The sequence below is a fragment of the Flavobacterium panici genome, from assembly GCF_903819335.1.
In the GTDB taxonomy this organism is placed as follows: domain Bacteria; phylum Bacteroidota; class Bacteroidia; order Flavobacteriales; family Flavobacteriaceae; genus Flavobacterium; species Flavobacterium panici.
Map to the genome: position 1 here is coordinate 79,003 of NZ_CAIJDE010000044.1, position 13,716 is coordinate 92,718.

Annotated in this window: 13 protein-coding genes; 8 read left to right on the plus strand and 5 right to left on the minus strand. The window is 32.8% G+C overall.

All coding sequences use genetic code 11. The features are described from left to right. Positions 1-420 precede the first annotated feature (420 nt). Positions 421-807 carry a helix-turn-helix domain-containing protein gene (locus FLAPXU55_RS12905; RefSeq protein WP_180858103.1) on the minus strand — a complete coding sequence of 129 codons (387 nt, stop codon included), beginning with the start codon at positions 805-807 and terminating at the stop codon, positions 421-423. Between the two features lie 201 nt (positions 808-1,008). Between FLAPXU55_RS12905 and FLAPXU55_RS12910 the strand changes: the two genes are divergently transcribed. After that, the gene (locus FLAPXU55_RS12910) at positions 1,009-1,335 is read left to right on the plus strand and encodes a hypothetical protein (RefSeq protein ID WP_180858104.1); all 327 of its coding nucleotides are present in this window, start codon (positions 1,009-1,011) and stop codon (positions 1,333-1,335) included. A gap of 409 nt (positions 1,336-1,744) precedes the next feature. Here FLAPXU55_RS12910 and FLAPXU55_RS12915 read toward each other — a convergent pair whose 3' ends face one another. From FLAPXU55_RS12915 to FLAPXU55_RS12925, 3 genes are all read right to left on the minus strand, one after another. Beyond that, complete coding sequence (locus FLAPXU55_RS12915; RefSeq protein WP_180858106.1) at positions 1,745-2,128, minus strand: DUF5367 family protein; 384 nt, start codon at positions 2,126-2,128, stop codon at positions 1,745-1,747. A gap of 4 nt (positions 2,129-2,132) precedes the next feature. Beyond that, positions 2,133-2,963, minus strand: a complete 831-nt coding sequence (locus FLAPXU55_RS12920) for a Rossmann-fold NAD(P)-binding domain-containing protein (protein WP_180858108.1) — start codon at positions 2,961-2,963, stop codon at positions 2,133-2,135. A gap of 72 nt (positions 2,964-3,035) precedes the next feature. Then, on the minus strand, positions 3,036-3,944 hold the full coding sequence (locus tag FLAPXU55_RS12925) for a helix-turn-helix domain-containing protein (protein ID WP_235992045.1): 909 nt from the start codon (positions 3,942-3,944) through the stop codon (positions 3,036-3,038). A gap of 95 nt (positions 3,945-4,039) precedes the next feature. Between FLAPXU55_RS12925 and FLAPXU55_RS12930 the strand changes: the two genes are divergently transcribed. From FLAPXU55_RS12930 to FLAPXU55_RS12950, 5 genes are all read left to right on the plus strand, one after another. Next, entirely contained in the window at positions 4,040-4,465 is a 426-nt protein-coding gene (locus tag FLAPXU55_RS12930; protein ID WP_180858112.1) for an NUDIX domain-containing protein, read from the plus strand. Between the two features lie 144 nt (positions 4,466-4,609). Further along, entirely contained in the window at positions 4,610-5,191 is a 582-nt protein-coding gene (locus FLAPXU55_RS12935; RefSeq protein ID WP_180858114.1) for a TetR/AcrR family transcriptional regulator, read from the plus strand. 65 nt (positions 5,192-5,256) lie between these two features. Next, complete coding sequence (locus FLAPXU55_RS12940) at positions 5,257-6,447, plus strand: MFS transporter (protein WP_180858116.1); 1,191 nt, start codon at positions 5,257-5,259, stop codon at positions 6,445-6,447. Between the two features lie 408 nt (positions 6,448-6,855). Continuing rightward, positions 6,856-8,721 carry a T9SS type A sorting domain-containing protein gene (locus FLAPXU55_RS12945; protein WP_180858118.1) on the plus strand — a complete coding sequence of 622 codons (1,866 nt, stop codon included), beginning with the start codon at positions 6,856-6,858 and terminating at the stop codon, positions 8,719-8,721. A 72-nt stretch (positions 8,722-8,793) separates the two neighbouring features. Beyond that, positions 8,794-9,429: a carbohydrate-binding family 9-like protein gene (locus FLAPXU55_RS12950; protein ID WP_180858120.1), complete on the plus strand. Its 636-nt coding sequence runs from the start codon at positions 8,794-8,796 to the stop codon at positions 9,427-9,429. A 907-nt stretch (positions 9,430-10,336) separates the two neighbouring features. On the opposite strand, the gene FLAPXU55_RS12955 is transcribed toward FLAPXU55_RS12950, so the two are convergent. Continuing rightward, positions 10,337-11,377 carry a LacI family DNA-binding transcriptional regulator gene (locus FLAPXU55_RS12955; protein WP_180858122.1) on the minus strand — a complete coding sequence of 347 codons (1,041 nt, stop codon included), beginning with the start codon at positions 11,375-11,377 and terminating at the stop codon, positions 10,337-10,339. 320 nt (positions 11,378-11,697) lie between these two features. On the opposite strand from FLAPXU55_RS12955, the gene FLAPXU55_RS12960 reads away from it, so the two are divergent. Both FLAPXU55_RS12960 and FLAPXU55_RS12965 read left to right on the plus strand, forming a co-directional pair. Beyond that, complete coding sequence (locus FLAPXU55_RS12960) at positions 11,698-12,606, plus strand: sugar phosphate nucleotidyltransferase (RefSeq protein ID WP_053473962.1); 909 nt, start codon at positions 11,698-11,700, stop codon at positions 12,604-12,606. Between the two features lies 1 nt (position 12,607). Next, a complete protein-coding gene (locus tag FLAPXU55_RS12965; protein ID WP_180858124.1) occupies positions 12,608-13,711 on the plus strand; it encodes a phosphotransferase enzyme family protein in 1,104 nt (367 codons plus the stop codon). Positions 13,712-13,716 lie beyond the last annotated feature (5 nt).

Genomic DNA, 13,716 nt, shown 5'->3' on the forward strand with positions numbered 1-13,716 from the left:
GAACGTAATCCATTATAACAATATAATTTTTCTACCGATGAAATGTTACTACGGAAAAAAGTAAGATGTAAAATAATAAAGAGGCTGTCTCAAAGTCGAGACAGCCTCTTTTTCTATAATTATTTTGTTTTTTTTAGTGACTTAATTGGTCACTTTTTGATATTCGATTTATCATTCCATAGGAATGTTTCGCAGGTAGAAAAAAATAGTGAACAGCCGCATTTGCGTTCCGTAGGAACGTTTGATAATTCAGATTATTAAAAAAAATGTGAATCAGACGTTCCTACGGAACGTAAAACCATTATAACAATATAATTTTCTACCAATGAAATGTTCCTACAGAACAAAGAAACATGTAAAATAATAAAGAGGCTGTCTCAAAGTCGAGACAGCCTCTTTATTATTTTAGTAAATCGATACTTATTTCAATTTAAGTAATTTTTCTAAATACTCAACTTTATCTTTTTCAGATTGTAATAACCGTTCATGTAATTCAAGAATTTTTTCCAATGGATTTATCGAACATAAATAGTTATTGTTATTTGAACTGCTATCAGTAAATGTATTATTGATAATGTTAAAAACCGTTTCTTCACTAAATTGTCTAATTCCTTCTGATGATACATTTAGGATATTAGAAATTTTTTCTAAAAGAATTTCATCAATGGTTTCGCTTCCTTCAATATTTGATACTGTTTGCTGGGTAACACCAATTGCAAAAGCAAGCGCTTCCTGTTTCATACCTCTAAGCTCTCTAATTCGGCTTATGTTTCTGCCAATATGTTTTGGTTTTGCTGTTGTAGTCATAGCTCAAAGATATCTAAAAATTATTAAATTTTTTTGATCGTTGTAAAAAACAAAAATACTTTGTAGTAAACAATTATCATTTGTTGATTACGATAAAATCTGTTAGTTAATTGCGAATAGTAAAAATACGATTTTTCTTATATAATAAAATAAAGAAATTACTAAAAAATTATTGTTTAAATAAAAACAAGTAACATAACTATGGAAAAAAATGAAATGGAAAATGAAGAGAAATTTAGAAAATTAATGTGCTCTTATTTCAATACTATCAAAACGGCTAATAACAAAGATGAAAATTACATTGCACAGGTTAAATTTTCCAGTTATTATGAACTTGGATGCACGATTAACGACATGCTAAAACTCTGTATTTTGGGACTTGAAAATAATGTACACAAAATTTCAGAAACCGATAGAACAACAGCAATTAATTTGCCATTAATTTTAGAAGTCGTGCACCAGCTTTTTCCCATGAATGAGTTTGAATTTTTAGATGAAATTGATACCATGTTCCTTAAAGAACATTAATTAATTTTTTAAGTTGCTAGTTAATAAAATATAGTCCCTACGGGACAAAAATTGACATAAATTAATTGATTTCTACCAATATGTAATCTCTCCGAGATATTTTTTTGTTACTGCGTTAGGATTTAAATAGGTAGTAGTAGTCCCTACGGGACAAAAATTGACATAAATAAATTGATTTCTACCAATATGTAATCTCTCCGAGATATTTTTTATTACTCCGTTAGGAGTTAAATATTGGTAGTAGAATAATAAAATCTAACAGAAAAAATATCCCGTAGGGATTAAACTTCTTTTAGAGCTAATTTATTTATTAAACCAGCAACTTGAATTAATAAAAAACGACACAAAAAATGGAAAGATATAAATGCGATCCTTCCATTTTTTATTTCCCAAACAATATACTTTAAAATTAAACCACATTTTTATTTAGCTTTCGCCAAAGAAAAACAGAAACCGCATTTACAAAAGCCAAAATCCATAAAATTGGACTCGTAAAAAAGCTCTCGTAATTTCGTCCGTTTGGAATTTCAACAAAAGGAACCGTAATAATTATATCCAGAAACAAAGCCGTAAGCGACATTATAATTCCGAGTTTTAAACCGCTCATTTTATAATTTTTCAGATAATAAAACTTCGCCGCGCCAATGGCAAAAAATACAATAGAGATCGCCACAATAACCGACTGCTCAAAAAAGGAATCTTTTACAACAGGAATTTGTTCTAAAATATAAAAAGAAATACTAACGGCAAACCAAACCAAAATTTCCGAAAAAATGGCTCTTATATATTTCATCTTTTTAATTTTCAGGATTCCAAATTCCGGTTTTGGCTGTTTCTTTTGCGTAAGCGTTAAAATCTTTTGCTTTTCTGCCCAAAACTTTTTCAATATCAAAAGTCACACTCGAATTTCTTCCGTCTAAAACCTGTTCAAAAAGATAATTTACAAGCCAAATGTGATCATCAGGAATTTGATATTCTTTAAGCATTTGCGTATATTCTTCTAAACTCAAACCTTGAAAACTAATATTCCTGCCGCTTGCATGGGCAATTTCGTTAACCGCATCTTTAAAAGTCAATAATCTTGGACCGGTTAGTTCATACGTTTTTCCGTTATGACTTTCGTCTAAAAGTGCAGCTGTCACAACATCGGCAATATCATCAGCATCTGTAAAAGGTTCAAGTGCTTCGGCTCTTGGTAAAGCAACAATTCCGTACAAAATTGGATCTAAAAAGAAACTTTCGCTAAAGTTTTGGTTGAACCAGCTGGCACGGATAATCGTCCAGTTTTTAGCATTTTTCTTTACGATTTCTTCGCAAACCTGCGCTTCTTGTTCGCCTCTTCCAGAAAGTAAAACTATTTTTTGAACGCCTGATTTTGTGGCAATATTGGTGAAATTTTCTATCGCATTTGCAGCAAAAGGAACTGCTAAATCTGGCTGAAAAGTGATGTAAACCGTATCAATATCTTTTACAACATTTTCCCAGGTTTCTGGTTTTTCCCAATCAAATGGAATTTTCTCATTTCGTGAACCTAAACGAAGTTCAACTTCAGCATTGTTTTCTAATCTTGCAGCAACTCTGCTTCCTGTTTTTCCGGTAGAACCCAGAACTAAAATTTTGGTTTTCATATCAATATCTTTTTAAATGATTACTGATACAAAGTTGCTTCGATTAAAAAAGAATCATTTGTCGTAAAAGAATTATGATTTGTTTGAAAAGAATTGCTGTTTTACATCATTCGGGCGCATTCCGAATTTTTTATGAAAAGCATTCGAAAACGAACTCAAACTTTCATACCCAACTTCCCAAGCCGATTCCTGAACTGTTTTTTCGCTTTCGCGGAGTAATTCATACGCTTTGTTCAACCGTTCTTCCTGAACATATTTAAAAACCGGAATCCCAAAAAGCTCTTTAAAATTCTTCTTCAGTTTATTACTGTTTAAACCCACCATTTGCGATAATTGCGTAATCGAAGGAGGCGTAGAATAATGCGTTGTTACAATTTCCTTAGCCTGAAAAAGTTTGTTTTTATCAATCTCTGATAATTCCGATTTTTTATCAGAAGCTAAAAGTCCGTAGAAATGCGCCAAAAGTTCATTGATCTGACTTTTTAAAAACAGGAAACGTGTATTTCCGGTATAAGATGTATTAAAGATTTTTTGAACCGCCAATTGCATTTCAAGTGTCATATAAAAAGAAGGGCCTTTTACAAAATGCTCTTTCGGGTTTAATAACTGTGGCAGGTAATTTTCGAAAATCTCCCTTTCTGCCTGCGGAAGCGAATTCAGGTTTTTCAGTTTTGTAAAAATACTAATGGACTGCAAAGGTTTATCTGGTTCAATTTTATGCGAGAATTCGACTTTTTGATTTCCGAAGAAACAAATTGCCAAACCCGTCGTATTCATCAAATATTTCGTCTGATTATTATGCTTGATTTCCAGCTCAACATTGCCCGAACCATAAAAAGCAAAACCCACGGCATCACCGTCAATTTCGCATTTCTGGACTATAGTTTTAGTCGTATTAGATTGCTCTACTAAAACAATACAATCATGTAATTCTATAATGTCGGTTGTCATAATGGAAGCTGAGGTTTGAATAAAAAGCATGAAAAGTTACTATTTATTTTTTAAATAGATATTATTCAACAGCAGGCGATCAATTGCTTATTTTTGTAAAACGACAAGTTGTTAATTAAAACTTTATGAGCGAATTAATTGGATTTAATGTCAGAGTCTATGCGTTTTGTGTAAATGATAACAAAGTTTTAGCGCTGCACGAAAGCTATGCCGGATCACATATTTGCAAACTGCCGGGCGGCGGACTTGAATTTGGCGAAGGAACAATTGATTGTCTGCACAGAGAATTTATGGAAGAACTAAACTTAAAAATAGAAGTTGTAAAACATATTTACACACAAGAAAATTTTATAGTTTCCAGAATGAAAGATAACAGGCAGATCTTTACTATTTATTATCAGGTTAAGATTTTAAATATTGAAGAATTAGATGTTCAAATTCCAACTATCGAAAAATTAGAATGGTTTGATATTAATTCAGAGGCTTGTCCGCTCGTTCTTCCTACCGATAAAATTGCTTTTGAAAAATTAAAACTGGATTATTTTCTTTAATAATTGCTTCGTTTTCTCTTTTAAAACAGAAATACAAACCCTTGATTTTACTTGACTTTTAATGATTTATGAAAAATAAATTAAAAAAAGCTTGCAAATTTAGACCGATCGGTCTAAATTTGCAGTGTCAAAATGAAAAAGATTATGAGTAAAGCAGAACGTACAAAACAGTTTATTATTGAAAAATCGGCTGCGATTATCAATAAAAAAGGAATGGCCGGAACTTCTTTAAGCGACATTATGGAAGCGACAAAGCTGGCAAAAGGCGGTATTTACGGAAACTTTGAAAGCAAAGAAGAAATTTGTAAAGAATCGTTTTTGTATTTAAGATCGCAGTTAGCGGCCAAATTAGATAATGCGGTTTCGCAGGGAAAAACAGCAAAAGAAAAGCTTTATAAATTATTGGCTGTTTATGAAAATAAAGATAACATGACCGACGGCTGTCCAATTTTAAATTTTGGAATTGAAGCAGATGATACAAACCCAGCTATAAAAGAACAGGTAAAAAAAGCTATTCTCTCAGCGCATAAAAGATATACGGATATAATTGAATTGGGAATTGAAAACAAAGAACTTTTGGCAGAAATCAACCCTGAAAAATTTGCTATAATGGCATTTTCGATGATAGAAGGCGCTATTTTATGCCGAAAAGTTTTTGATAACAACAACCAAATGGAAGTTGTTTTAGAAATCTTAAAAAATGAATTTGAAAGATATGTTATCTAACATATTTTTTTTAAAGTATTTTAGACCGATTGGTCTATTTTGTAATAAATAAATTAATAATTAGAATGAGAAATTTAAAAGAGGATCACAAAGGATTCAGTACCATATTGGCTTTAGCCTTAATTCCGTTATCAGGATTTGCAACAGATATTTATCTGCCTTCGCTTCCTGCAATGGCAAAAGATTTGAATGTTTCGGCATCGGCCATTCAGCTTACATTAGTATTTTTTATGTTCAGCCTCGGCATAAGCCAAATTTTTATTGGCAGTATATTAGACAGTTTTGGACGTTTTAAAATCAGCATTGCATCGCTTGCCGTGTTCTCAGCAGCCAGTTTTGTTATTGCGCTCGTTCCGGATATTTATGTAATCTATGCCATGCGTATTATTCAGGGAATTGCGATTGCTTTTATTGTAATTGCAAAACGTGCTTATTTTGTCGATTTATTTAAAGGTGATAAATTAAAAAGTTACATTAGTTTGTTTTCTATCATTTGGGCCAGCGCGCCAATTATGGCTCCATTTTTAGGCGGATACCTGGAACATAGTTTCGGCTGGAAATCTAATTTCTATTTCCTTGGCGGATTATCACTGCTTATGTTACTTTTAGAACTTCGCCATAGTGGAGAAACCATAAAAGAACTGCATCCGTTTAAATTTAAAGCCATTACCAATACGTATTCAAACATGCTGAAATCGGTTGATTTTACTTTAGGGTTCGTAATTCTGGGAATCACTTTTGCGATCGTTATTATGTTCAATTTAACCAGTCCGTTTATCATAGAACGTATTTTTGGATATTCGGCAATAACAACAGGTTACAGCGCTTTATTATCTGGATTGTCTGTTATGATTGGCGGAATCACGGCAAAATCGATGATCAAAAAACCTTTGGCAAAAAAAGTGGGAACAGCCATAACCATTCAGCTGATTTTGGCTTTGTTGATGATTTTTACTTCTTCTTTAGAAAGTAATATTTACACTTTGGTCATTTTTACAATGGGACTGAATATCTGCGGCGGTTTTATATACAATATTGTTTTGGGTTATTGTTTAAGCCGATTCTCTAAAAATGCCGGAGTTGCCAGCGGATTAACCGGCGGAGGAGCTTATATGGTAAGTGCTCTTTTTAGCTATAGTTTTGTGAATATATACGCTGTAAAAAGTCAGTTTTTATTAGGATTAGCAAACATCTCTTTGCTTGCAATTGTGGGTATCGTTTTTATCATTTTCAATAAATACAGATTGAAAAACTAAGCTTCAAAATTACTATAAAAAGATGCCTTTAAAAACTCAATTTTAAAGGCATCTTTTTTGGTTTTAAAATTTAAACACAATATTATTTGTAGTATAATATTTATTTGTGCTCAAACACATTTAATGTTTTGTCAAAATAAGTCAAAAACCTGTACTAAAAAACTTTCAAAATATTAAAATTTTGTGTTCGAACACATTTTTTCTAATTATTTTCTTGCAAATTACAATACAATATTTACTTTAGTCAGAAATAAGCTTTTTTATGTGATTCAAAAAGAACAAAATAGAACATTAAATTGATGTTTTTAGTTCTAAAATTGAAAGGCAGAAGCGGCTTATTTGAAATAGAAAATATTGCAATATTCTATCTATAATTTTTTTTAGTTGTTAACCCAAAATATCAAAATTATGAAAGTCAAGAAAATTACATTTTTTATTTTAATGTGTTTTGTACAAGGTTTTTCGCAAACCTATGTATCAACAACAGGAAACGATACAACAGGTACGGGAACCGCTGCGCTGCCGTATAAAACCATTGTAAAAGGAGTTCAGGCCGCGCCATCTGGAGGAACAGTTTTAGTGCTTTCCGGAACGTATGCCGTAACGGGACCAATTTTTGTTGGAAAGCCATTAACCATTCAAAAAAGCGGATCTGGTGCCGTTGTTGTAAATGCTTCAGGATGGACAAGTACTGATACGTATGTTTTAGGAATTGTGAATACAAGCAATGTTACTATAGATGGTTTAACGATTTCGAACAAAATTGGAAACGGAAGTAAAGGAATCTGGATTTTAGCCAATTCTGGTGCAACAGCCAATTTGAATAACATTACAATCAAAAATTGTATTGTTAAAAATATCGGCTGGATTAGCAATAATCTTTCGGCGATTCCTGCAAACAGCGGTATTGTTACCAATGCCATAAAAGTCGACGGAGGAAACGGAACATATGCCATTACAAACGTAAAAATCGAAACTAATGAAGTTGCAAATTGCGCAACAGGCTGGGGAGAAGCTGTAACCGTAACTGGAAACGTAAACGGATTTTCGGTTTCTGGAAATACGGTTTATGACATTGCGAATATTGGAATTGTGGCCGCAGGAAATTATTTATCAACCGGAGCAGCAAGCAATAATCAGGCGCGAAACGGTATCATTGCTTCCAATGAAGTTTTTAATTGTATGAGTGCTGTTGCCAATAGCGCGGGTATTTATGTAGACGGTGCTTTAAATTGTACGGTACAAAGAAATGAAGTTTTCAATTGTGGAGTAGGACTTTCTGTTGGTGCAGAACAAAATACTTCAACCGGAAACGGAGGTCTTTCTACAGGACATATTGTCAACAACAATTCGGTTTATAACAATGTAATCACAGGAGCAATTTTTGGAGGTGTTAACGGATCTGGTTATACTACAAGTGTGGGAAATACCAAAATCTTCAATAATACTTTTTACAAAAACAGAACCGGAGCAACGATTAACGGAGTTACTACAATTCAGGGAACTGCAGTTTCTACATTAGCCGATATTTACGGAGGTGAAGTGCATTTTCAAAACAGTTCGGGAATTACATACAAAAACAATATTATGTATGCGACAACGGGTAAAAAAGCATTTTTAGCTTCTTACGGATACACGATTTCAAGTTTTGTTTCAAACTATAATTTATATTACAGAGAAACAAATACCGATTTTATCATCGATTTAACAGGAACAAGTTTTAACGGAAGTTCAACAACCGGATCGTATAATGCGGCACAGTTTGCCACAGCAACCGGACAAGACGTAAATTCTGTAGTTGGTTTACCAGGATTTACAAACGCTGCTGCTTTTAATTTTACGCTGGCTTCGGGAGCTTTTGCGACAGATAAAGGTGATCCAACTTATAGTTCGACTAATTCGGGAACTTTAGATTTTGATGATGATATTCGTAAAAGAAACGGAAGAATCGATATTGGATGTTCTGAATTACAGACAGGATCGACCTCTAAAAAAGCTGCAACTACAGTAGTTGCTGAAGAACAAATTGCCCCAAGCTTTTCTGTTTTCCCAAATCCGGCTTCAGATGAAATCAATATTAATTTCGGAAAAAGCGTCAATTCAGCCCATATAATTTTATTAGATTTAAACGGAAGAGAACTTTTAAAACAAGATTTCAGTTCGGTTGAATCAGCAAGAATTAATATTTCAAGTTTGAAGGTCAATTCACAATTAATAATTCTTCAAATTAATGCCGATAACGAAATAACGCACAATAAAATTTACTTAAAATAATACTATTGAGGAGCAGAAGAATTTTTTCTTTTGCTCCTTTCTATTTTTTTCAAAATTCCGTACCTTTTTAGAATGAAAAATTACAATGTAAACCGAATCGAGAAAAACATTTTACAAATAAATGGTTTGGGTGATAATCCCTTTTGGGATAAAGCAGAAACATTAATCGATTTTACTTCGCCCTGGAGTGATTTAGAACCTGAAAAAATAGAATTCAGATCGTTATGGGATACGGAGAATATTTATTTCTGCTACAAGGTTTACGATGATAGCATTCACATTGACAGACAAGATGATTCAATTGACAGTATTGGAGAATCAGACCGAGTTGAGATTTTCTTTAGAACAGATGAAAACCTAAATCCGTATTATTGTCTGGAAATTGATCCTACACCAAGAATCATGGATTTTATTGCTTCTCCTAAAAAGAAATTTGATTTTGACTGGAATTGGCCGGAAAATAATCTGTCGGTAAAATCAAGTATAAAAAGCGATCATTTTATTGTAGAATTCGCCATCAGCATTCAATCGCTGAAAAACTTTCATTTAATAAAAGACAACGTTATTGAAGCCGGAATTTTCAGAGCAAAATACATCAAACAGGAAAATAAATTATTTGAACCAACCTGGATTACGTGGGTAAATCCAAATACGGAAACTCCTAATTTTCATATTGCCAGTTCTTTTGGAACTTTGACTTTAGGCTAGCTATAAAAAACATAGCCAGTGGTTTCAAACACTGGAGCGCAATGAGAGCACAATAAATTATTATAACTCGTTTCCCACGGTTGAAACCGCGGGCTATATTTGCCAATCTTTGGTGGATATTTTAAACACATAGAGACATAGCTTTTCTGTGCGTTTAAAAAAGGCGTTTCACTTGAATTAATGTACATAGCTTTTCTACACAATCTTGTCATTCCGAGGAAGTACTTTTGGTACTTTAACTTTAGGCTAGCTATATAAAACATAGCCAGTGGTTTCAACCACTGGAACACAATGAGAGCACATTAAATTATCATAACTCGTTTCCCACGGTTGAAACCGCGGGCTATATTTGCCAATCTTTGGTGGATATTTTAAATACATAGAGACATAGCTTTTCTATGCGTTTAAAAAGGCGTTTCACTTGCATTAATACACATAGCTTTTCTACACAATCTTGTCATTCCGAGGAAGTACTTTTAGCACTTTAACTTTAGGTTTAGCTACATAAAACATAGCCAGTGGTTTCAACCACTGGAACACAATGAGAGCACAATAAATTATCATAACTCGTTTCCCACGGTTGAAACCGCGGGCTATATTTGCCAATCTTTGGTGGATATTTTAAACACATAGAGACATAGCTTTTCTGTGCGTTTAAAAAAGGCGTTTCACTTGCATTAATGCACATAGCTTTTCTACACAATCTTGTCATTCCGAGGAACGAGGAATCTTCGTAAGTAACTTCGCATGAAGAATCGCCAATCTTTGTAGAGTTTCTTGTGAAGATTCCTCGTTCCTCGGAATGACAAACTTTGAGATCTATGTTTGTTAATGCAAGTGAAACGCCTTTTTTAAGCGTAACAAAATCTATGTCTCTATGTGTTTAAATAAAATACCCGCAAAGAACCTATAAAAAGTAATCCTTAGCGTTCTCCGTATTTACAATATCAATTGGAAGTAATTTTTCGGGACTAATTTCTTTTTCAAAAATAAAATGCTCAATCAAACTTGTAGTTCCTAAATAAGCCTGACGTTTCGGGTTTTGGTGAATCAAAAAATCTATCGTTTTATTGTTCAGATATTCCAGATTATTCTCTAATAAATCATAACCCACAAGCGCGATTTTCTTTTCAGGATTTTTGGCAATAATTTTTGCAACCTGATACGCTTTAGAAGTCGTTACAAAAAGACCTTCAATAGCTGGATTTGATTCCAGATATTCTTTTAAAGTAGTTTTAAATTGAGGATGTTTTACTTTAAAGGTTTTAATTTCGAATTTTCCGGTTTCCAGATTTTCAAAATAATCTCTAAAACCTTTCTCTTTTTCCTGCATGTGAATGGCATTTTCGTAATCTTCATCAATATGAACAATTGCGATTGTACCTTTCTTAATCAATAAATCTAATAAACGTGCAGCAATTCTTCCGCTTTGAAATAAATCCTGTCCAACAAAACTTTTTATCGCACTCGATTTAAGCTGATTATTAAAAATACTCGAAATAATACCTTTAGAATTATAAGTTTCAATAGCGTCAAGAGCTTCTTTATGGAATAACGGCACAAGCAAAACCGCATCTGGAGAAGAATTTAATACGTTTTGATTCGTTTCTACAAAAGAAGCCGTACTTGTAGGATCAAACAGGAAAATCTCCACTTTTACGTTAAAAGATTTAAACTCTTTTTTGGCATCGTTTATACCATCAATACAAGGCTGCCAATACGGATCGTTTGCAGAATCAGGAATAAGGACACAAATAGAGTAAATCTGCGTTTTCTTTAAACTTCGTGCCATTAAATTAGGCTGATAATCAATTCTGTCCAGAACTTCATTCACCTTTTTCAGGGCATCTTCAGACACTTTTCCTCTTTTATGCAAAACACGGTCAACAGTCCCTTTTGAAACTCCTGCAAGTTCTGCAATATCCTTAATTGTATAAATCTTATCCATATAGAAACAAATATATATAAAAATCAAATATGAGAAAATATTAAATTACATGTGTTCGAAAACATTTTTATTGTGTTCGAGCACATTTTAACACAATTTTCTTTTTTTATAAAATATTAATATATACTTTAGCCGAATATTAATCACATTACGCATCATATTAACGATATAATTGTTAGATTAATATTTATTTTTCAATTTATAAGAGAAATTTTCAATATCTAAAAATTGCAAAATAATCGCTTTGTCAGAATCATTTTGAAAAGCCGAAAAACGACCAAAAACCTTAAAAATAATAACCAACTAATAATACTATTTAAATGAGCAAAAGTAAACCTACTCTCGTGATCCTGGCGGCAGGTATTGGAAGTCGATATGGAGGATTAAAACAGTTAGATACATTTACGCCCGAAGGAGATACCATTATGGATTTTTCGATATATGATGCATTGCAGGCAGGTTTTGGAAAATTTGTATTTATTATAAGTAAAAACATCGAAGAAGAGTGCAAAGAGATATTCAATAAAAAATTAGAAGGAAAAGCTGAGGTAGGATATGTTTTTCAGGAAATTGAAAATGTACCGCCGCAATACTTAAATCCCGAAAGAAAAAAGCCGTGGGGAACGGGACACGCACTTTTAATGGCAAAAGATGAAGTAACCGAAAATTTCGCCATCATAAACGCCGATGATTTTTACGGAAAAGAAGCTTTTGAAATCATGGCAAAAGCCTTGACAGAATTAGATAAAGAATCATACAATTTTAATATGATGGCATATCTTTTAAAAAATACCGTTTCAGATCATGGCTTTGTTTCCAGAGGTGAATGTCAGGTTGATGAAAATAATTACTTGACGGATGTTACTGAACGTACGCATATCGAAAAAATAGACGGGAAATTAATGCGTAAAGACGATAACGGAGCATTTATTCCTATTGATGAAAATACAATCGTTTCTATGAATTTTTGGGGCTTTACACCAAAATGTTTTGAATTTGGAGGTGCACTTTTTGAGCAATTCCTAAAAGAAAACGAACACGATTTAAAAGCCGAGTTTTTTATTACATCTGTCGTAAATGAGATTTTAAAATCAGATAATGCGTCTGTCGAAGTACTTCAGTCCAATGCAAAATGGTTTGGAGTAACCTATAAAGAGGATAAAGAAATAGTAAAAAAAGAAATTGAAAAGTTAAGAGCGCAAAAAGTTTATCCAACAAATCTTTGGTAATATGACAGCCGAACAACTAAAATTTATATTCGAACAGTTTGACCATATCGAGGTTTTTAAAACCTTCGAAGAACTGTCTTCCGGTCATATTAATGACACGTATTTACTAACGACTCAAAGTGGTAAACAATTTATTTTACAGCGTATTAACGAAGGTGTTTTTAAAGATGTTCCGGGATTAATTGCCAATAAAGTAAGCGTTAGTAAACATTTACAGAAAAAATTAAAAAATTTATCTGAAGCTGAATTAAAGCGCAGGGTTTTAACTTTCATCGGAACAAAAAAAGGCATTTTTTATTATCAGGACAAAGATGGAAATTTCTGGAATGTAATGGTTTATATTGAAGGAAGTTTGACTTTTGAAACCGTAAACAACCAAGAAATTGCATACGAAGGCGGAAAGCTTTTCGGCGAATTTTTAAACCTGACAAGCGATTTCGACGCCAGAAAATTGACAGAAGTAATTCCGAATTTTCATAATATGGCGTTTCGTTATTCGCAGTTTGATACTGCTTTAAAAGAAGCTTCAGAACAAAGAATTGAGCAGGCAAAAATCTTAATTCAAAATGTTCAGGATTTAAAAGAGGAAATGCATATTCTTCAAAATTTAAAAGACGCCAAAAAAATCAAACTTAGAGTTACGCACAACGATACAAAAATCTCCAACGCACTTTTTGACCAAAATAAAAAAGGACTTTGTGTGATTGATACAGATACCGTTATGCCGGGAATTATTCATTATGATTTTGGAGATGCGATCAGAACAATCTGCAACACAGCAGCCGAAGACGAACAAAATCTCGATTTGGTAAATTTCAATTTAGAGTTTTACAAAGCGTATGTAAAAGGCTTTTTAGAGAAGACAAATTCATCGCTTTCAACATTAGAAATAAAATATCTTCCGCTTGGCGCAAAAACTATGACTTTTATAATGGCTTTGCGTTTTTTAACGGATTTCCTAAATGATGATGTGTATTATAAAACAGAATATCCCGAACATAATTTAGATCGTTCAAGAAACCAATTTAAGTTAATTGAAAGTCTTACCGAACAATTCAGGGAAATGGAAGATTATAATTTGAATTTCATAGGATCATTAAAATAAAAAAG

Coding starts and splice junctions, on each gene's coding strand:
- FLAPXU55_RS12905 (WP_180858103.1), bottom strand. CDS start 807: ATGACTACAACAGCAAAACCAAAACATATTGGCAGAAACATAAGCCGA.
- FLAPXU55_RS12910 (WP_180858104.1), top strand. CDS start 1,009: ATGGAAAAAAATGAAATGGAAAATGAAGAGAAATTTAGAAAATTAATG.
- FLAPXU55_RS12915 (WP_180858106.1), bottom strand. CDS start 2,128: ATGAAATATATAAGAGCCATTTTTTCGGAAATTTTGGTTTGGTTTGCC.
- FLAPXU55_RS12920 (WP_180858108.1), bottom strand. CDS start 2,963: ATGAAAACCAAAATTTTAGTTCTGGGTTCTACCGGAAAAACAGGAAGC.
- FLAPXU55_RS12925 (WP_235992045.1), bottom strand. CDS start 3,944: ATGCTTTTTATTCAAACCTCAGCTTCCATTATGACAACCGACATTATA.
- FLAPXU55_RS12930 (WP_180858112.1), top strand. CDS start 4,040: ATGAGCGAATTAATTGGATTTAATGTCAGAGTCTATGCGTTTTGTGTA.
- FLAPXU55_RS12935 (WP_180858114.1), top strand. CDS start 4,610: ATGAGTAAAGCAGAACGTACAAAACAGTTTATTATTGAAAAATCGGCT.
- FLAPXU55_RS12940 (WP_180858116.1), top strand. CDS start 5,257: ATGAGAAATTTAAAAGAGGATCACAAAGGATTCAGTACCATATTGGCT.
- FLAPXU55_RS12945 (WP_180858118.1), top strand. CDS start 6,856: ATGAAAGTCAAGAAAATTACATTTTTTATTTTAATGTGTTTTGTACAA.
- FLAPXU55_RS12950 (WP_180858120.1), top strand. CDS start 8,794: ATGAAAAATTACAATGTAAACCGAATCGAGAAAAACATTTTACAAATA.
- FLAPXU55_RS12955 (WP_180858122.1), bottom strand. CDS start 11,377: ATGGATAAGATTTATACAATTAAGGATATTGCAGAACTTGCAGGAGTT.
- FLAPXU55_RS12960 (WP_053473962.1), top strand. CDS start 11,698: ATGAGCAAAAGTAAACCTACTCTCGTGATCCTGGCGGCAGGTATTGGA.
- FLAPXU55_RS12965 (WP_180858124.1), top strand. CDS start 12,608: ATGACAGCCGAACAACTAAAATTTATATTCGAACAGTTTGACCATATC.